The organism is Paenibacillus sp. MCAF9 (assembly GCF_052114265.1).
Lineage (GTDB): Bacteria > Bacillota > Bacilli > Paenibacillales > Paenibacillaceae > Pristimantibacillus.
This window is the reverse complement of sequence record NZ_JBFREL010000042.1, coordinates 26,051-46,253: the sequence shown is the minus strand read 5'-3', so window position 1 is coordinate 46,253 and position 20,203 is coordinate 26,051. Positions and strand designations below refer to the sequence as shown.

Annotated in this window: 15 protein-coding genes; all 15 read left to right on the top strand. The window is 45.7% G+C overall.

What is annotated here, in order from left to right; genetic code table 11:
- The first annotated feature begins 355 nt into the window (after positions 1 to 355).
- Positions 356 to 7,678 carry an endo-alpha-N-acetylgalactosaminidase family protein gene (locus tag AB4Z45_RS30755; protein WP_441913237.1) on the top strand — a complete coding sequence of 2,441 codons (7,323 nt, stop codon included), beginning with the start codon at positions 356 to 358 and terminating at the stop codon, positions 7,676 to 7,678.
- Positions 7,679 to 9,168: 1,490 nt separating this feature from the next.
- Positions 9,169 to 10,374 (top strand): DUF4367 domain-containing protein, encoded by a 1,206-nt coding sequence (locus AB4Z45_RS30750; RefSeq protein ID WP_441913235.1) that lies wholly within the window; start codon positions 9,169 to 9,171, stop codon positions 10,372 to 10,374.
- A gap of 148 nt (positions 10,375 to 10,522) precedes the next feature.
- The gene (gene alr, locus AB4Z45_RS30745) at positions 10,523 to 11,707 is read left to right on the top strand and encodes an alanine racemase (protein WP_441913234.1); all 1,185 of its coding nucleotides are present in this window, start codon (positions 10,523 to 10,525) and stop codon (positions 11,705 to 11,707) included.
- A 227-nt stretch (positions 11,708 to 11,934) separates the two neighbouring features.
- Positions 11,935 to 12,216, top strand: a complete 282-nt coding sequence (locus tag AB4Z45_RS30740; protein ID WP_028609437.1) for a CopG family ribbon-helix-helix protein — start codon at positions 11,935 to 11,937, stop codon at positions 12,214 to 12,216.
- Between the two features lie 3 nt (positions 12,217 to 12,219).
- Positions 12,220 to 12,570, top strand: coding sequence for a type II toxin-antitoxin system PemK/MazF family toxin (locus AB4Z45_RS30735; RefSeq protein ID WP_028609438.1), 351 nt, complete (start codon positions 12,220 to 12,222; stop codon positions 12,568 to 12,570).
- Between the two features lie 246 nt (positions 12,571 to 12,816).
- Complete coding sequence (locus AB4Z45_RS30730) at positions 12,817 to 13,536, top strand: flagellar biosynthesis protein FlgA (protein ID WP_441913232.1); 720 nt, start codon at positions 12,817 to 12,819, stop codon at positions 13,534 to 13,536.
- Between the two features lie 2 nt (positions 13,537 to 13,538).
- Positions 13,539 to 14,387 (top strand): hypothetical protein, encoded by an 849-nt coding sequence (locus tag AB4Z45_RS30725; protein ID WP_441913230.1) that lies wholly within the window; start codon positions 13,539 to 13,541, stop codon positions 14,385 to 14,387.
- Entirely contained in the window at positions 14,342 to 15,757 is a 1,416-nt protein-coding gene (locus tag AB4Z45_RS30720) for an ATPase, T2SS/T4P/T4SS family (protein WP_441913229.1), read from the top strand. Before AB4Z45_RS30725 ends, AB4Z45_RS30720 begins: the two co-directional genes overlap by 46 nt.
- Complete coding sequence (locus tag AB4Z45_RS30715) at positions 15,750 to 16,685, top strand: type II secretion system F family protein (RefSeq protein ID WP_441913227.1); 936 nt, start codon at positions 15,750 to 15,752, stop codon at positions 16,683 to 16,685. Before AB4Z45_RS30720 ends, AB4Z45_RS30715 begins: the two co-directional genes overlap by 8 nt.
- Positions 16,686 to 16,698: 13 nt before the next feature.
- On the top strand, positions 16,699 to 17,589 hold the full coding sequence (locus AB4Z45_RS30710; RefSeq protein ID WP_441913225.1) for a hypothetical protein: 891 nt from the start codon (positions 16,699 to 16,701) through the stop codon (positions 17,587 to 17,589).
- Positions 17,590 to 17,624: 35 nt separating this feature from the next.
- Positions 17,625 to 17,774, top strand: coding sequence for a hypothetical protein (locus tag AB4Z45_RS30705; RefSeq protein WP_179089950.1), 150 nt, complete (start codon positions 17,625 to 17,627; stop codon positions 17,772 to 17,774).
- Between the two features lie 45 nt (positions 17,775 to 17,819).
- Positions 17,820 to 17,966: a hypothetical protein gene (locus tag AB4Z45_RS30700; protein WP_441913223.1), complete on the top strand. Its 147-nt coding sequence runs from the start codon at positions 17,820 to 17,822 to the stop codon at positions 17,964 to 17,966.
- Positions 17,963 to 18,388, top strand: a complete 426-nt coding sequence (locus AB4Z45_RS30695; protein WP_441913221.1) for a hypothetical protein — start codon at positions 17,963 to 17,965, stop codon at positions 18,386 to 18,388. Before AB4Z45_RS30700 ends, AB4Z45_RS30695 begins: the two co-directional genes overlap by 4 nt.
- A 21-nt stretch (positions 18,389 to 18,409) precedes the next feature.
- Entirely contained in the window at positions 18,410 to 18,895 is a 486-nt protein-coding gene (locus AB4Z45_RS30690; RefSeq protein WP_441913220.1) for a hypothetical protein, read from the top strand.
- Between the two features lie 63 nt (positions 18,896 to 18,958).
- The gene (locus AB4Z45_RS30685) at positions 18,959 to 20,179 is read left to right on the top strand and encodes a M24 family metallopeptidase (protein WP_441913243.1); all 1,221 of its coding nucleotides are present in this window, start codon (positions 18,959 to 18,961) and stop codon (positions 20,177 to 20,179) included.
- Positions 20,180 to 20,203: the final 24 nt, after the last annotated feature.

The following is a 20,203-nucleotide window of genomic DNA, read 5'->3' as shown; positions in this document are numbered from 1 at the left end:
ATCTGAATCTACGTTAATCTGATACTGAGTCATACCATAATCCCTCCATTGAATGTTGTCTCGACAACTCCATTCTAAACGAGGATTTTGGCTATGGCTCTCTTTTTTTGAGATGCTAGCTTTTTACACAAGTATACGGACTCAACTTGGATTTGAAAAGTAGTTGGCGGAATAGGAGCAGAAATGCACCTAGATGCAGCTGAAGCGGGCAACACCGTGGCTCCCCCCATCCCATACAGACTTTTTTCAAAAAAGATCAGACTTCTAACAAAAATGATCATTCTTAAGCGCTTTCATCTGTTCTATGCTAATAAAATCCAATTAGGATCAGATTACCATGGAGGATGGGTGAAAGATGATTAAGAGGAAAAAAAGCACGGTTTTCAAATTGTATGTTTGGATGATTTGTTTTGCTATTTTGAGTCAACTGGCTATATGGCCAAGTGCGGTATCCTATGCAGAGGAAGTCGTTGAGGTAAAAACGATCGCGAGCATTCCCTCTATCGAGATTAACACAACAATAGGGAACCCGCCGGTTCTTTCGCTGGAGGTACAAGCTGTATTTAACGATGAATCCGTTGGACAAGTTCAGGTAAGCTGGGACGAAATCGATCCCTCGCAATATGCTGAGGCGGGAGCTTTTAAAGTTGAAGGCAGCGTTCAAGGCACTCCCCTCAAGGCTTCCGCCGAAGTTACAGTGAGGGAAAACGATTTTACAGTATTTCTGAATGAGATGACGAGCAATGTACCAGATGGACAAAGCATCGTTTCCTACAGCAACAACTATCAGTCCATGCAGCCCGAATTGATGACTTTTATGAAAGGAAACGGGACTACATCGGTTAACAATGGGCTGACGGTAGAGATGAATTCGTTAGAAAAAAATATCGCTATTGCTGCTTGGGATAAAGGACCATGGCTGTCCGCCGGCACAATCGATGCAACACTGCGTTACACCAGCGGGACGCAAGGCAATATCGGGTTTGTAATCGGAGCCTATAATTCTACCCAAGGCTTGTCTATTCGTTATGATGCGGGTACAACTTGGGTCATTCAAAGCCCAGATGGTTCTGGCGCGTGGGAATCTTTTGAAGGACCTGAGCTGAAAATGGATACCGATTACCGTATCAAAATTGGTTATAACGGAAACAAGCTATTGGTTATCGTTGATGGCGTTACCTATTACAACAAAGAAACGAATTTATTGAATTTGAAGGCTGGAATAGGTCAGGTGGCCTTGTATAAACGTTTTGCGACAGGACAAGTCGTTTTGAAGGATATTAACATTCAAGGCGTTGGCCAAATCGAAAAACCGTCAGATATCATCAACTATGTACAAAATTACGAAGACCCAGCGTACACACCCCGTTGGTCCGGCCTTAACGCTCAAGTGGTAACCGACATTACAGGAAATAAGGTATTATCGCTAAAAAAAGGCGCTAAAGAACGCGGAGCAGATTTGGATTCCCCGCAGCTACAATCGGGTACGCTTTCATTGGACTTTAAGCTAGTCAATCCTGTTAAGCTTTCTAGCGGCCAAGGTTTTGCATTTGGCTTCAGAATGAATGAGACAGCAAGCATCTTTAGCGAAATCGGAGTCGATCCAAATCGCTGGTTGCCTGAATCCAGCTCCGGTTGGGGCAGCAATTTAAATATTCCTTATCCGATTCAGGGAAAATGGAACAATCTATTGTTCAATTTTAATGGAAAAACAATTACGGTCTATATGAACAAAAAGCTAGTTGGCGATATTACATTTGCTGAATTTACCGATGCGGCAGGCTTGTTTGGACTTCGAATTAGAAGCACAGTAGAGCTGTATATCGACAACCTGCAGTATACGAATCAGATGATTACTCCAAAGGAATTGGTGCAATACAGCAACAACTTCCAGGATGGCATTACGGGAGGGTGGAGCAGCGGCTCTCCATCCATCGTCAAAGAAGGCAGCAATCGCTTCTTGAAGTTGTCCGGCATCACGGGTACCGTATTGAATAACGATGCGCCTCTCCTACAGAGCGCAACCTATATGCTGGATGTGAAACCTACGACTGATTCGATTGGTTTTGCTATAGGCAGCAGCTCTTTGGTGAAATTTGCGAATGACCACTGGATTTTGGAGAAGGATGGCAGCACTATTCCTTTTGTAGCAAGTGACGCTATTTCACCGAGTCCATTACTTATGAGTTGGAATAAGGTCGGATTACAATATAGCGACTCTTCGGTCACACTAAGTATAAATGGAGCTAAGTTGACTGCGAATTTACCGTCCGGACAACAATTCGGAGAAGGTTCATTCGGAGTATACGGGCAAGGCGACTTGTATGTGGACAACATTTTGTTCACGGAGGAATTTATCCAAATGGATACTTCCCCTGTCGCAGGCAAGATGTATTATGAACAATATTATGAGACAGCTTCAAGCATGAACTGGACAGGACTCGGCGGCAGTCAAGTCGTCGATGGTTATTTGAAGGGCAGTATCGCTTCGGGATCGGTTGCGATAAATGAAGATATCGTACCTGTGAAAAACGGCGTATACCAGGTCAAGATGAGGACAAATACTGCGTCCGCAGGAGTTAAAATCGGCAATGCAGCCATTTATTACGAAGGTCAAGGAAAATGGATGTATCAAGCTAACGGTGGAGAGAAAATAGCTATCGGAGACAGCGTTGAAATTGTACCTGGCAAAGATTTTATTTTGCGGGTACGGTTGATCGAAGATGAGTTGAATCTTTATGTGAATGGCATTTTGGCGGGCAATGTCCAAGCGAAAAACTTCACCCCAGGTGCATTTGGAATTTATAATTCCGGAAATGAAGTGATGCAAGTTGAGATGGATGCGATGACCGCAGAAGAAATCAGAATTTATGAGCCTGACTTCGCAACGCCTAACTGGAGCGCGATGGATTCAAGCAGTCCGGCCGTGCTGGAAAGCGGCGAAGGCAGCGTTAAATTAAGGCTGCCGGGCGTATCTCTCGTTACCGATAATAACAGTCCAGACGTTGTCGATCAGAAAGTGACCTTTGATTTCAAGACGAGTGTAGGCGCTGGGTCAGATGGAGGGCGCTATGGATTTATTTTGAGAGGATATGACGATAACCGCTACGTATCTATCGTTCATGACATCAATGGAACTTGGAAGCTTTCTGCAAACGGCAACGATTCCAACTTCCCTACTGCGTATTCCATGGCGGCTGATACTGTGTATAAAATCGAATTGAATCTGATTGGCAACACAGTTACTTTCGCTATTACTGATGCTGATGGCAACAGGACGGATATGGGCGCGGTTACGGATAATACGGTGACCTCAGGGGCTGGGAAATTTGGAGTGCGTTCCTGGTATAGCGCCAAAGAAATGACGATTGCCAATCTCAAAGTGGTTGAACAGGAATCCATGCCAAGGCTTCAGCTTGCGGCGGAGCTTGATTCGATCACCAAAGACGATTTGACTGTGACGCTGAATAAGGATTTTCCGAGTATTTTTTCTTATCTGGTCGGCAATAAGACGATGAAAGCAGCAGACGAGCAAACCAATACATTACAAATTAACAATACGGAGTATACAGCTCAGACGGTTTCGGAAAAGGTTGGCGAAAGCAAATATGCCTATACGATGGCTTTTGACGAAATTGGCGTGGTGATTAAGGCTTTCATAGAAGCAAAAGAAAATAACGTTGTTCGATTCGAAGTGAGCGAAATTCAAGAAAAAAGTGATTTTGTTGTCAGATCTCTCGAGTTGAACAGTTCACTCTTCTATGTAGATAGCTCTATGAAAGGCGCGACGTACGCTTGGAACAAGTCTGACGGCAAGTGGCACGGGATTTCGGAAGAGCTGGTTGACGACATGTCCAAAATGAATCAAACCGGTTCATTCGGCGCAACGATGACGATGGTGAGCGCAGAAGGACTGGGCGCGTCTATGGAAAATAACGTGATGAGCGGCGGAAATAAGATACTCGTTAACGCCGAGAAAAAGTCCCTTGTAAACAAGCTTACCGTAAAACCAGGATCGTGGACTTATCGTCATACCCAGAGCAATGAAAAGGAAGCACTGCCGTGGTATAACGTTGTTCTTACCGAGGATCGCAATTCCGATGGGAAGGTAGACTGGCAGGATGCGGCTGTGGCTTATCGTAAAGAAATATACGTGCAGCCGTTCGGCGCTGAAGACATGAAAAACAATATGATGTACATTGCGTTCAACTTCGCCAGTCAGGCAAATGATCCGTTCCTGAACGCTTTGGACACCGGTAGAGTGCTGTACAATTATTCCGACGGCTTTGGACAAATGATTTTGGAAAAAGGTTATCAGGCGGAAGGGCATGACGATGATATTCCTTCTTACTCCAACATTGGAGTGAGACAGGGCGGATTAGCTGATTTTAACTACTTGATTGACGAAGGGGCCAAATATAACCTTCGCGTCGGCGTTCATTTAAACGCCACAGAATACCATCTTGATGCAAACGAGCTGAACTATTCCAATCTGACAGGCGCTACGCCAAACGGTTATAAACAGGATCGGCTAGCAAAAGGTTGGGATTGGATCGATACGAGCTACTATGTAGATCAGACAAAGGATGTTTTGAGCGGTGATCTGAAGTCACGATTTACAAACTTGTACAATCTCACTAAAGATCCAGCAAACCCGAATGACCCAGCTTTGGATTTTTATTATATCGATGTATACACAGGCAACGATTACAACGCTTATAAATTGCTGCAGTATGCGAATGGCTTGGGGCTGAAAGTAGGAACCGAATTTGCGGGGCCTATTGAGCCAGGATCGGTATTTGTCCATTGGGGAACAGATTTGGGTTATCCGAACCAAGGAAACAAAAGCATTCTTTACCGATTGGTTAAAAATGACCTCGATATTTTCGTCGGCAACGCGCTGTTTAAAGGCCAGAAAATCCCGGTCGTAGCGACTTGGGGGGATTCGAAGCCAGATATTCAACAGGGTGTAACCGTGTTTTTCAATGAAGTGCTTCCAACAAAATTTATGCAGCATTATGGCGTCATGAAATATGAGACGGATCAAGTGACTTTTGAACAAAATGTTGTATCCAAACGAAATAAAGCAACCAATAAGATTGAACTTTCCAAAGACGGGAAAGTCATCTCTTCTTGGAAAGATACCGGAACAACGACGGATACAGCCGAGCGTCATACGAGCGAAGCAGACTCCTTGATCCCGTGGCTGTGGGATGTGAAGACCAATCAGACTTTAGGAATAAACGAAGGAGCTAAATTGTACCACTGGAATACGACCGGTAATACGACGACTTGGCAACTGACAAATGATTTTAAAGACGTTGCATTGTTTAACATGTATGAATTAACGCAGCAAGGCAAGGTGCTTGTAGATACGATTGCTGCGGTGGATGGATCGCTAACGATTGCGAAGGCAAGCAAAAATACGCCTTATGTTCTATATCCTGCGACAGCAGACGCTTTAAACTTGATTCCTTCTGCGGGTGAATGGGGAGAAGGCAGCCTGATTAAGGATTTTGCTTTCAATTCGGAGAAATTTAATGTTGAAGGATCATGGACAGTTAATGATACGGCCAATGCTTCCATTAAGGTCGTTCAAGGTGATGTTGGATACGACACGACAAAAGAAATGGTAAGGTCCAACTGGAACCGCTATGCGGAAATGGGAAGCCGTGCCGGTGAGTTGTCTCAGCAAATCGCTGGATTGATTCCGGGAGGAGAGTATACGGTTGGTGTATGGACTCAAACCGTTAAAGGAAGAAAATCCTCTTTACAGGTAACCATGAACGGCAAAACGTACAGCAATTATGTAACCGGCTTGGACGGTTCACATCAAAGTTCATTTAAATATGTGGACACAACTTGGCAGAGAATGAATGTGAAATTTAAGGTACCAGAAGGCACGACAACGGCAACAATCAAGCTAATCGCAGATGCTGGAGCTGGCACTGTGCTATTCGATGATGTCCGAATTTGGAAGCATCTGACGGCGGGAAGCGGTGCTGAGCAAGCTGGATACGTCGTGAAGGAAGATTTTGAGAATGTGTATGAGGGCTGGGGGCCTTTCGAGTATGGAGGCGGCAGTCGAATGATTCATATTGCATCGGATGAGAGCAACCCGCATGACAACAATCCGATTGTTCAGGCAGCTGACCAAAAAATCGGTCCTGTCATGACTTGGGTATTGAATGGTCAGAATTCATTAAAGCTGAATGAAACTGACGTGGGCAGACTGATCAAATCAAATGAGTCAGACATTAAGTTAAAAGCGAATAAGACGTATGAGCTTGGCTTTGTTTATACGATGGAAAATGGGGTTACCTACGAGGTCAGCGTGTTGTCTCGTTCGACCGGCACTGCCGTGTTGAAGGAAACGCTGCAGAACAAGCCTAATTCGGGGATTAAAGCAGAGGATGGCTACATCCGCTTTAACCAAACCTACACCACTGGAGCACAAGACGATTATCAGGTCGTGTTTAAAATGATTGCCAAAGGCGTCGGTAACGCGACTTCCGATTATGCTTTTATATTGGATGATTTCTACATCAAAAATACGGGCGTTGATTATGCCAAGGAGCTCCTCCTGCAAGCAATTAAAGATGCACAAGCGCTTAAAGAAGCAGAGTATACGCCTGTGACATGGGCGACTGTAGCCGCGACTCTGCAAGGCGCTATCGAAGTAAGCAGCAATGTTGAAGCAACAATAGAAATAATTGAATCGGCGAGGACAGCTTTGGAGAAAGCTGTGAGTGAGCTGGAGACTCATGTCATCGCTATTGTAAGCTTGCAGACAGTGTCAGTGACCACTACGGTTGGAAAGGCACCAGTGCTGCCTCATACTGTGAGAGCCGTTTACAGTGACAAATCGGTTAAAGATCTTTTGGTCGTCTGGAATGCGATCAAAGCTTCCGATTATGCGCAAACGGGCACTTTTGAAGTAGAAGGCACGGTTGCAGGTACGACGCTTAAAGCGATCGTTACGGTGCAAGTGCAGGCGGACAATAGCGGACCGGGTACAGATCCAGGAACAGATCCAGGGACAGGGACGAATCCTGGAACAGGAACAAATCCGGGAGCGGGCACTGGTCCAGGCACAGGCACAGATCCGGGAGCGGGAACTAAAGTGACTTTCCAGGATACAGCCAGCCATTGGGCTAGAAAAGAGATTGAAGCTCTTGCAGCCAAAGGCATTCTAACAGGTGTATCAGAAAACAAATTTAACCCTAATGCGTCCATTACTCGCGCTGAAATCGCGGCTATGTTCACTCGGGGATTCAATCTCCAAGCAAGCACTTCTCAATCGTTTGAAGATGTGCGTGGGGACAAGTGGTACAACAATGTGATATCGGCTGCATCGGAATCAGGATTGCTGCAAGGAACAGGAGGCAATCGATTTGAGCCTGACCGTTCCCATACCCGTGAGGAAATGGCTGTCATTATCACGCGAGTGCTGCAAATGAAAGGTAAGCTGCCGACTCTTGCGACATCTGAAGAAGCCATTTTAGCGAGCTTTAAAGACGAAGATCAAGCAGCCGCTTGGTCCAGAACTGCGCTGTCTATTTGTATCCAAGCAGGCTTGTTGAAAGGCATGCCGGATCAAACGCTCAAAGCCAACAAAGAGCTGACTAGAGCGGAAGCGGCGATTGTACTTAGCAGACTATTTGAATATTTGGAATAGGTTTAAAGTTTTTAGAGAACTAGTGGATTTCTCTACATTACAGATTAGTTTGTCCCAAAAGTAGTATTTGAATTTGATAAAATAGCGTTACAGGGAGTTTTCCTGTATCGCTATTTTTCTATTCTGATCCATGGCTGCTTTTAAGCAGATGACGGATAAACAAAAGCCGCCTGACCCATTGAATGACATTCTGGCAGCCGATAAGCAAGAGACGGAATTAGGGAACCCATGGATTCTGTAGCCCCTGTAGCAGCCCGTTAAAACCCCTCAGACCACCCGAAACCCCGAAACCCCCGGAACCTACGAACCTTCGGAACTGCTAGAACCCCTGGAACCCCTGGAACCCCGAAACCCCGAAACCCCGAAACCCCGAAACCCCGAAACCCCGAAACCCCGAAACCCCGAAACCCCGAAACCCCGAAACCCCGAAACCCCCTAGGCCCCCTCTACAATACTTTAGCTGCCTAAATACGTTTTCGGAAAGAGTGTTGGAGTGTGAATCGACTGTATTTGAATTGTGAAGGTGGTGTACTTGGAGAGTGCGTGAACCGATTGTGAGTATAGATAAGCGCAGAAGTGCACTTGTTTTTAATAAATGAGGTGGAAATTACACAGATAGGTGCACAAGTGCATCTATTTGAGCAGTTTTGAAAAGTAGCTGGTGGAATAAGTGTATTTATGCGCTTAAATGCTGCTGCTAATCGGAGTGAGCTCACTAAACTAACTAACTGGATGTGTGGGGGCGTGCATTTGTAAGTGTGTAAGGAGTGCGATTGGACTGCATGTGAATAGTGTAGGTAGAGTGTTGGTAGTGTAATTTGAGTGTGCGTGAACCGATCGTGGAGTATAAATAAGCGCAGATGTGCACTTGTTTTTTATAAATGAGCTGGAAATGACGAGAATAGGTGCACAAGTGCATCTAATTGAGCAGTTTTGAAAAGTAGTTGGCGGATTAGGTGTATTTATGCGCTTAGATGTCGCGATGCCGCTGCTAACAGGTGTGTGCTCACTAAACTAGTTAGTTTTATATTCTTGAAATTTGTTGTGAATTGCGGCCGGTTACGTGAGAGAGCGTGCATTTGTGAAGTCTGTGAAGTGTGCAAGGAGTGCGATTGGATCATATGTGAATTGTACAGGCAGAGTGTTGGTAGTGTGATTAGAGTATGCGTGAAGCGATCGTGGAGTGTAAATAAGCGCAGAAGTGCACCTGTTCACAACAAATATGATGGAAATAAAGCATATAGGTGCAGAAGTGCATCTATTAGAGCAGTTTTGAAAAGTAGTTGGAGGATTAGGTGTATTTATGCGCTTAGATGCCGCGATGCTGCTGCTAACCGGCGGCGCATTAAATTAGCGAGTCAAATTGAGCTGAGATAGCCATATATTTTGATCCAAGCCCCTGCTTGTCAAACTAGTCCGCATAATTGGTCAAGTCCCCTCATAGACATGTTATCAGCCAGTAAAAAACAATGTGCAGAGGGGATGATTACATGCGTCGCATGACATGGACCGCGGCAATATTATTAATTTTTTCATTAGCATTAGCGGCTTGCGGAACGAAGGACGCCGAGTCCGTGGTTAAGGAGCTCGACAAGGTAGTAAACAGTATGGAGAGCTATCAAGGAAGCGGGACGATGACGCTGCGAACGGGACAGCAGCCACTCGAATACAAAGTGGAGGTTTCCTATCAAAAGCCGCAATTTTATCGGATCAAGCTGACAAATGAAGAGAAGGACATTACACAAATCGTGCTTCGCAATGACGACGGCGTATTCGTTCTCACACCGAAGCTGAATAAAGTATTCCGCTTCCAAAGCGATTGGCCGCAAAACCAAGGGCAAGTATATTTATATCAAACGCTCATTCAAAGCATCCTAGTTGATAACTCACGGCAATTTGTAATCGATCAAGATGCTTACGTGTTTGATGTCATGGCTAATTACAACAATGGGTCATTGTCTCGTCAAAAAATTTGGCTTAATAAAGCAGACTACAAGCCGGTTCAGGTTGAGGTCAGCGATACGAATGCAACGGTAATGGTCGAAGTGAAATTTGACAAATTTGATTTTGGTCCAAAATTTGATAAAGCTGTGTTTGAGACAGAAGCAAACATGAATACTGCTCCTACTAATCAAGCTACGGAAGAGCCAACGATGACTACGCCGGAGCAACCCGGCAACAAGGGAACAAATACGAATACTGAAGTAGAAGCAGGAACCCCAGGCAATAAAGTGGACAAAGACGGGAATAAGCCAGGAACTGACAGTGCAGTAGACGGTAATAATCAAACGAATAATAGCGGCAATGCTGCGGAAAATGAAGGCGATGGAGCTGCAACGGGCACTGCTCCTGAAGCTACTAATTTCACAGCAATGGAACCTTCGTACATTCCAGATGGCGTGGGCGAGCCGGAATTAGTTGATATCAAGTTTGGCGGTAATCCAGGTTTGATGCTACGTTACACTGGTGATTATAGCTACACGTTGATTCAGACGGAGCCAAAAGATCAAGCAGTCTCCTTAGTAGATGGGGTGATGGTCGATCTAGGCTTTACGTGGGGTCAGCTCAGCGGTGATGAACAACAGACGCTCACCTGGACTTACGAGGGTCATCAGTTCCGGCTTACCAGTGCAAATCTGCCTGAGTCCGAAATGCTTAAGGTCGCACAGTCGGTACAGGGAGAAATCGGGAAATAAAGCGGGGAAAAGAACGAATTTCCAAGACGTACTAGCCAATTCCGAGGTTCGTTTCATTGACAGTCTTAGCAGCAAGGTTTAACATTATTGCTATTGATGTTTGCTGCTCGGACTGTTGTGGCTGAAAGATGAGGAGAAGGTGAAAGACTTGGATTCGTTTTATCGCCCGACTAGGGTTGAATTATCACTTGATGCATTACGACATAATTTACAAGCTTTTCGCAATGCCATGCCACAGGACTGCAAGCTAATGGCTTCCGTTAAGGCTAACGCTTACGGACATGGCGCGGTAGAAATAGCAAGGGAAGCAGAGCGCTTTGGCGTGGACTATTTAGGAGTCGCTTTTCTTGATGAAGCATTGCAATTACGCAAGGCAGGCATCCTAACCCCGATTCTTGTACTTGGATTCGTGGCTGCGGATGCCTTGTCTGTCGCTAGAAGCAGTGATATTACAATAAGCCTGTTCAGGGATGACATCATGGAAGCAGCTGCAAAACTGCCGCCTGACATAAGTGGACGAAAGCTTAAAGTTCACATCAAGATCGATTCCGGAATGGGACGGCTCGGCATAATCGGGAAGGACGCTGCGATATCTTTTATTGAAAAGGCGTTGCAGATACCTCAAGTTGAAGTTGAAGGATTGTTTACGCATTATGCGCGTGCGGATGAAGAGGATAAGAGCTATACGATCATGCAATACGAGCGATTTCGAGAAGTGGCAGATTATGTCCAGCAGAATGGATTGCCTATACCTATTATTCATGCGGCAAACAGCGCTGCAGGCATTGACACTCCGCAATTTGCGGATGGTATGCTAAGATTGGGAATTAGTATGTTTGGTCTTTATCCTTCTGAAGAAGTTAATCAGCAGCGAGTGGAGCTGAAGCCGGTCTTGACGCTGAAAACAGAAGTAGTTATGGTCAAAAAAGTACCTGCCGGCTGGGGAATCAGCTATGGCACTCGTTATTTTTCAAAAAGCGAAGAAGTCATCGGAACACTTCCGATTGGATATGCAGACGGCTTTAGTCGCATGCTAACGGGTAAAGCCCACGGACTTGTACGAGGTGTAAAAGTGCCAATCCGAGGTACGATATGTATGGATCAATGTATGATAGCGCTTGATGCTGCTTCTGATGCGGGAGCGTTGCCAATTGAGCCAGGTGAAGAGGTTGTGCTCATTGGACGCCAGGGCAATGAGGCTATTACAGTGGAGGAAGTAGCTGAGCAGCTAGGAACGTTAAATTATGAATTAATCTGCATGCTTGCTACACGAGTACCTCGCGTATATGTCAGAGGTAACCAAATAATAGCTGTGCAAAACCCCCTAACTTAAACATCATTCGAATTGGTAATTGTTTCATCTTACAATTTTTCGTAAATGAAGAGGATTTTCGCCAAATATCTCGAATGTAGTAAGGCAGATCATCTATAATGGCTATACATGAAAACATACAGCATATTTGATATACGGCTATCATAGATATGTTGAAGTATAGCGACGGCAATATATTGTCATAATGTGTATTAAGGTTATGGAAAAGTTTTGGGGGTGCGAGTTCGGTGGCCAATGTACAAAATACCAAAAGAATCATGATTAGCCTGCCAGATCACTTGCTGGAGGAGGTTGACGGGATTGTAGCCAAGGAAAACTCCAACCGCAGCGAATTTATTCGGCAAGCCATGAAGCTGTATTTGGTGGAGCGCAAAAAACGTCAAATTCGAGAATCCATGCAGCGCGGGTATATGGAAATGGCGAAAATAAACCTGAACATGGCCTCGGAAGCTTTTCAAGCGGAGGAAGAAGCAGATCATACGTTAGGCCGTCTCGTTAGCGGGGTGTAGAGGTTGATTGTAAAACGTGGAGATGTCTTTTTTGCGGATTTATCGCCTGTCGTCGGATCGGAACAGGGTGGTGTTCGCCCCGTCTTGGTCATTCAGAATGATATTGGAAACCGTTTTAGTCCAACGGTAATTGTGGCTGCAATCACAGCTCAAATTCAAAAGGCAAAGCTGCCTACCCATGTTGAAATGGATGCAGCCGCCCATGGGTTTGATCGTGATTCCGTCGTATTGCTTGAACAAATTCGAACGATCGACAAGCAAAGATTAACGGATAAGATTACGCATTTGGATGACGAAACTATGCGTAAAGTTGATGATGCTTTGTTAATCAGCGTTGGATTAATTGATTTTTAATGAGTGAGAGGGCTATTTGGCATAGGAAGGGATTTCCCTTCTGCTGAATGGCTTTTTTTGTCGACTTTTACTGAATGTTGTTGAACTTGGAAAAATAATGATAGACAAATGAAAGTTCAATTTGCTATTATGAACTCAATTACTTATTGCAAACCTATATATGAGCTTTATTATGCGAAGAACGCACGTAGTACGCCTTAGTTGGCTGCTGCTGCGTTCTTTTTTTGTGCTCAGAGAGGAATGGGGATGAAAAAGAGACGAAATGCAATCATTAGTTTAACAGCTGCGGTGTTGTCGGCAAGCCTCGTGTATGGCATGTATGAGCTGCAACGAATTCAAATCCAGGGGGAGGAAACGGTAGCTGTTCTCGTACCCAAACGATTTATTGGGGCAGGCGAGCGGCTTAAGGAAAGCGACTTAGAGTACAAATTGGTTCCGCAATCTGCTTATGTCTCCGACATGGTATTGAAGCTGGAGCAGGCTGCTGGGAAGGAAACGATGATCCCCCTTGGCAAAGGGGAGCCGCTCTTGATCTGGAAGGTCGACGATTATTATTTGCAGCCTAGAAGAAGCGAGTCGACATTTCAAATTCCGAAGGAGTATATACGCTCGATTTCGAATGGGATCAGAGCAGGTGACAAGGTGCTTCTATACGCTTCAGGTGATGCGTCTCCCTCGACGAGGATTTTCTCTGAGGCAGTCACTGTAGCCTCGGTCAAGACATCTGGCAACATCGAAATAGATAATATGGAGAACCCGAATTTATTTTCGCTGGCTGAGGGAAATAAAGAGCAAATGTATGCGTCAAGGCGGGAAGCTAACGGAATGATTGATTATTTGAATTTAAATTTGTCGGAGGAACAATGGCTTAAGCTCGACAGCTTATGCAAGGGAGGCTCTTTGAAGCTGGTTGTAGCTTACAGTCCGACATCGCTTGATTTGGTTGCTGGAGAGGAGGCTGAGTAATTGTGAATGGAACACCAGCGACTCTTGCAGTATTTATTGGCACGACTCCCAATATCGGAACGACAACCGCGGCGTTTGCAACCGCATATCGTATGGCGGAAGCATGCGGCAAGCCAATCGGCTACTTATGCCTTAATCTCAAAAGCGCGAAGATCCATCGGTATATCGGTGTAGACGAGCCGCTTGTAACGCTTGATAAGCTTCGTCCAGAGCTTCGTTCCTATACGTTGACGCCGGAGAAGCTTCGCAGGGCCGTATATTCTGTGCCAGATCAGCCGAATTTGCAGGTGCTGTTCGGTAATCTCATGAGAGATCAAGCTGAATATTTTACACCAGAAGAAGCGGAGCATTTGCTTTCTATTGCGGAACAAACTTTTGCATTTGTCATTTTGGATGTGGGTGCCTATTGGGACAACGCAGCGACTATTTGCTCTATCCGTAGAGCGGGCTCGCGCATACTCGTTACAACTCCTGCATTATCGCATTTTCAAGAGGATGGAAGACGCTGGATAGGCCAAGTATCGCCATTATTTGAAGTCGCGCCTGAACAATACGATTCGGTCATTATCAACGGTCCATGGAGAAACGGAGGTTATCAGATGAAGCATATTTGCAAAGAGCTGGGAACAAAGGCACTTGGACAGCTTCAATTAAGCGAGCCAGTTTTTAGTCAGTTGGATAGTGGGACGTATGCACAGTGGCTTAAGGTTGATACGGAGGGCAAGCAGGTTATGCAGGAGCCCGCCAAAGCAATGATGAAGAGGCATAATATACGCAGTATGAGCACTTCTGTTGCAGTACAGCCTTGGTATCGCAAACTGTTAGCGCATCGCAATGGTACGAGTTCGTGACAGCGGGGCAAAATCGATTTTCGCCTTCCCAATTCGCAGCTCAAATGCAATCGGAGAAAGAAAAACGTGAGCATGATGCAGTTGGTTCTTATTTGCCATCGGACGCACAAGAGGAAATGGGCAAGCTTGCCGATGATATTCGAACTTATTTAAGCGCCCCGCACGGGCTTGGCGAGGAAGAGCGCAGGCAATACAGCGAGACATTGAACCGTGCAGTGCTTGGTTATGCGCAGGAGCGTGAGCAAATTCTTGCGGTTATCACGGATCGATTAATTAGGCTTCGAATACATGGAGCAGCTAATATACAGCATTCGTTTCAATCGCTCGCAGAGGCGTTATTTGCGGAAGTCATAGGATTGAATGTTCTGGAGCTGGTGCTTGCTGACAAGGAAGGCTTGGAGGAAATACAAGTCGTTGGCGAGAGGATTTTTACGGTAAAGAATGGGGTTACAAATGCTTCAGGCTACCGCTTTAACGACATTCGAGAGGTGGAGCGCATCCAGCAAAATTTAGTGCTCTACAATAATGACCGCATCAACCCGCGTAAACGATGGGCAGAGGTGATGCTGCGAGATGGGTCGCGTGTTACGATGACAGGTTTTGGCTTCACGGCAAACCCAACCTTAACGATTCGATTCTACACGGTACGAAGCTTCAACCTTGAGACATTAAGTAAACAGGAATACCAGACGATTAATGCGCGAGTAGAGAGCTTGCTTAAAGCCATCTTAGCTGCACGATTCAATATGGTCATAATTGGACCAACGAACTCTGGAAAAACCAATTTAATGAAAGCTTTAATTGCTGAGCTGCCTGATGAAGAACGAATCATTACGATTGAGAGTCGATTTGAGATGATGCTGGGGCGTGATTTTCCAAATAAAAACGTTGTGGAATATATGACCGATGAAGAGGATTCCTATCATCGCTCGGATCAAGCTTTTAAGCTCGCGCTCAGGCAGTCGCCGCAGCGCATCATCCATGCCGAAATTCGCGACATGGATGCGAATATTTATGTCCGTGCCTGCACACGTGGACATACGGGAAGCATGACGACCGTTCATGCGAATAGGCTGGAGGATGTGCCAGAGGCGATAACCGATATGTGCATGCTCGACGGAAGAGGCATGAACGCTGAACGGCTCGCAAAACGAATTACACAGTATGTAACCGAAGTCGGCATTGAAATGAGTTACTTGGGCGGACGGCGAGTCGTTAGTCGGATAGGGGAGCTATGCTGGGAGAATGGGCAGACAATCGTTCGAGACTGGGCAAGATTTGATGAGTCGCGAAATGATTGGCAATTTCCAATGGAGCCAACTGTGAGGTCGGCTAGCAGGCTAATCACAGGGGGACACCACGATGAATAAACTTTCCACAGCAGCAGCGGCATCCTTATTATTTTGCTTAATGTTTATCGCGTTGTATCACCTGTTCAAGCTGTGGTCGGCTGAGCAGCAGCTTAGAAGCAAGCTGGCTTACCGGGCAAATAACGGCTGGCGCAAGAAGCTGGCTGAAGGGTTCAGACGATATAGCTGGCTGCATGATCATTTGAATGAACTGCTCGAGACGCTCCGATTGAAAATAACGCCTGCTACCTTTGCTTGTGTATCAGGATTGCTGTTGCTTGCGGGGATTGCTTCTGGGGGCATATTTTTTCAAAGCGTCAAAGGAACCTTGTTGTTCGGCGCGTTGCTAGGGTTTTTCCCTTATACAATATTACGAGCATTGCTAGTGCACCGCAGAATGCAGACGCAGATGGATTTTTTACCTGCGGTGGAGCTGTTTTATCAATGTTATCTCGTAACAGGTGAGCGGCATGTCCGGGTTGCGCTGCAGCGCACGGTGGAGGAGAGAAGGCTGCTCGGACCGATGCAGCTTGTTTTTGAACAGCTGTATCGTAATTTATCGGTTCGAGGCGATGATGAAGCAAGCCTGAGGCTGCTCTCCGTATCACTTGGCCATTTGTGGGCGGATTATTTCGTTCATATTTTGCGGGTGGAGCTTGTTGAGGGAGCTCCTATAACAGATAGCTTAAAAGAGCTTCTAACCGATATGCGCAAGGCAAGAAGAGCGGGCGAGCAGGAACGAAATCGATTGCTAGAAATTCGTGTAGCTAACTTCACGCCAATATTGTTCCTAGCTTTATTTGTAGGCATTAATCTCAGATACAACAAAGATAACTCTTATTATTACTACATCGTTGACCCGATGGGAAGAGATATGCTGCTAAATGCAATGGTGCTCATCTTTGCATCGTTCCTTATGGGTTTGTGGCTTTCACGTAAAAAGATGTGAAAGGAGGCAGTAAATGCCTGAATGGACAGGAGTATCAATACGGTTAGCGCTGTTAATAAGTCAGTGCATAGGCTGCGCGGCTGCGATTTATATGCTTTTGCAGCTGTGGCCGGAGCGGCCATCGAGATGGAAGCACCTTGCTGTATTCGGGTGGCGAACGAGGCAAGCACCCGATAAGTGGCTGCGGTTTTTGCTTATTTCAAGGCAGCATCCTTCGTTTATAGAGCGGGAGCTGCTGCTCGCAGGCTGTGGTGTAACCATCGATACAGCATGGTATGTTTTTGCAAGGCGATCGTTATTAATAGGTGTAAGCGGGATGATTATCTTGGCTGCTGCATGGTATGAGCGTATAAACGCCTATATCCCCATGTCGTATGCGGGTCCAGGCTTACTCATTGTGATGCTTGTTTTGTATGTCGACCTAATATGGCTGCGTTCTATTCGCAAGGTGCGCACCCTGCAAATTACGAAAGAAATATTCATTATTAGCAGGCAGCTTCTTTATTTATCCGATTCCTCACTCCATGTCCATGCGAAGCTTCTAAGATGTGTACCCTTTACGAGAGCGATGCGCTACGATCTTGAACGGCTTCTGGCTGAATGGTATCACGATGCGGGCGGCGCACTTCAACGGTTTAAGCAAAGGCTCGGAACGGAGGAGGCTTTGAGCTTTGTAGAAACGATTGATGCGCTTCGACTCCATGAGAGTCCGCAATATTACGAACTGCTGCGTGTACGTATAGAGGATTATAAAGAGAAGCTGGAGCTGGCTAAAGAAAGCCGTAAGGAATCAACCTCTTATTTTTTGTTTGTCATCGCGGGAATCCCCATCTTGTATACCTTTCAAGTGTTTATATATCCATGGGTGAGAGAAGGACAGAAGCTGTTTGAATCGCTAGGCTAATCATTAATCGGTTATTTTGGAAAGGAGGTGGTAGCATGCGTAATATTTTGATGACAGTCATGATGCTAGTTGTTGTTATCGTTTTGTTTAACTCAATCATCGCTGAGGACAAGACTGGAACTAGCAGTCAGATCGAATCGCAAGGAACAGCAGCCAATACGAAAATTGGCGCTCTGCTTCCTTAAGCTCAACTGCATAAATTTATAAAGTAGAGCGGAGGTGTTCCATTATTGCGCTCAATACTTGTATCGATGCTGCTGCTTATTGCCGTAATTATTTGCTATCAAGCAGTTGCTGATGGTGATAAGGGAATGAAGAAGCAAATCGATGGAGCAGGCAGCTCGATAAGCAGCCATATTAGGGAAATGAGTCCATGAAGCAAATATTGGTTTTTGTTTTGTTTGCAGGGCTTTTATGCTGGCTTATGTTTTCGCCCATTTATAAGCATGTTCTCATTGTTAGACAAGCTGTTTTGCAGCAGGAGGTAGATTATTTACTGGAAATAGGCGCTAGTGGAACCTACGGCTACATTAGTGAGGAAATGCAAGAGCAGTCTAGGCAGCGTATGGCTCGCTATGGCATGCAGGCTGACCAGATCGAATATAAACTAGCTACAACGAGTGGTGTCACAGCTTCAAACCCTAGCGCCCCTGTTGTAAGAGGGACCGGCATTTCGTTGACACTTAGCTACCCGTATGAGGATTTATTTGAAATAGATCGATTAATTGGTCTGGCACCTCCGCTGCCGAGCGAGCGAATGCGGGCTTTTGGAATGAAAATGAGTGAATATTTGCCATAACGGAAAGAGGTGAATGAATCGATGTACAAGCTATTGCTTATCGTGTTGATGATGACGGTCTGGATATCGATTCATTTGCTTCAGGTTGAAGAGGAGCTTGCGATGCGCACCTTGTTCCAAAGCAAACGAGCGATTAATCGAGCTGCGCATGCAGCTGCACAACAGCTTGATCCAGCGGCGCTTGGCAATGGCGTGCTTCGATTATCTCCAGGTGAAGCTGCAGCTGCAGCGACTTTATATTTGCGGGAAAATTTAAGGCTGGATGAACAAGGCATGCCGCTGCCGGAATCATTTCTGAAAGAGCGAGTTGAGGTGCTTGTATTTGAGATCGTAAATGATGAAAAAACCTTTCCATACCTTTATCGAAATGAAACCTTTGATTATGAGGTGACGCTTAATCGGCCGGGAGTTGTGTTGATTGTACATATCGTATATCCGCGAGCGTTTCAAGTGATGGATGCCATTGAATGGGATATTAAGGGGGCGGCGGAGCTGGTAGCAGGTTGACGAAAATTTGGAAAATTGGTGTAATAAGGGGAGGGAAATAAATAGGAGTTGATTAACGAAGTGATGGATATTAAAGCAGATGTTCCTGCTGAGCTTATCGAACAACGAATTGAGCTATTGCAGGACGTTATGAAAGCAGAAAGTATTAATGGTTTTCTTATTACTCAAAATGTAGATCTATATTATTTTTGCGGATCTATGCAATCGGGTTATTTATTTATTCCAAGCATTGGGGAACCTACCTTTTATGTACGTCGCAGCGTTCAACGCGCTAAGCTGGAGACGGTCATTCAGGTAGAGGAACTCGGTGCTTTTCGTGTTTTTGGAGAAACGCTGGCAAAAAACTATGCGTATTTGTTTAACAAAGGAGAGGAGCTGCGGATAGCCGCCGATCTAGATGTGCTTCCAGCGCAGCTATACATCAAGCTGACGGAGCTGCTTGGCACATCGGGACGTTGCGAGCTGATGGATGGCTCAGCTCACATTCGGAGATTGCGAATGATTAAATCTCCATGGGAAATAAGCCGTATCGAGGCAGCTGCCGAAGTAGTGGCACAAGCATTAAGCGAGGCGCTGAATGACCTTAAGGAAGGAATCAGCGAGCTTGAATGGATGGCGCGTGTTGAATATGAGCTTCGCATTCGCGGACATATTGGTTTGATGCGCATGCGCGGCTATAACCAAGAGATAACGACCGGTATGGTTATTTCGGGAGCTGCAGCAGCGGTTCCATCCTATTTTGACGGACCTGCGGGCGGACTTGGTCTTGGCGGGGCATCGCCGCAAAGCGTAAGCAGATCAATCATCAAACGCAATGAACCAATATTAATTGATATTGGCTGCTGTGTAGATGGATATGTTATCGATCAGACACGTACAGCCGTAATAGGGAAGCTTTCTGAAACCCTTCACCATGCCTACAAGGTTTCGGAGTCAGTAATTGCTGATTCTGAGAAACTTATGATTCCTGGCACCCCTTGCGCAAAGCTTTACGAGGCTGCGCTTGAGAGCTGTGCAGCGGCAAAGCTATCGGATCATTTTATGGGCTATGGTGCGGATCAAGCCAAGTTTCTAGGGCATGGCATTGGGCTTGAAATCGATGAGTGGCCTGTACTGGCAAAAGGTTTTCAAATGCCTCTGCAGCCCGGTATGGTTATCGCAGTTGAACCGAAATTCACGTTTCCGGGAGAAGGCGTGGTCGGTATTGAGAATAGCTATTTAATTACGGAGCAAGGCGCTAGGGCGCTGACTCGTTCCAAGGCGGAGCTCATTCTTTTGCCTTAACAAATAGAGGGGGAAACGATAGAA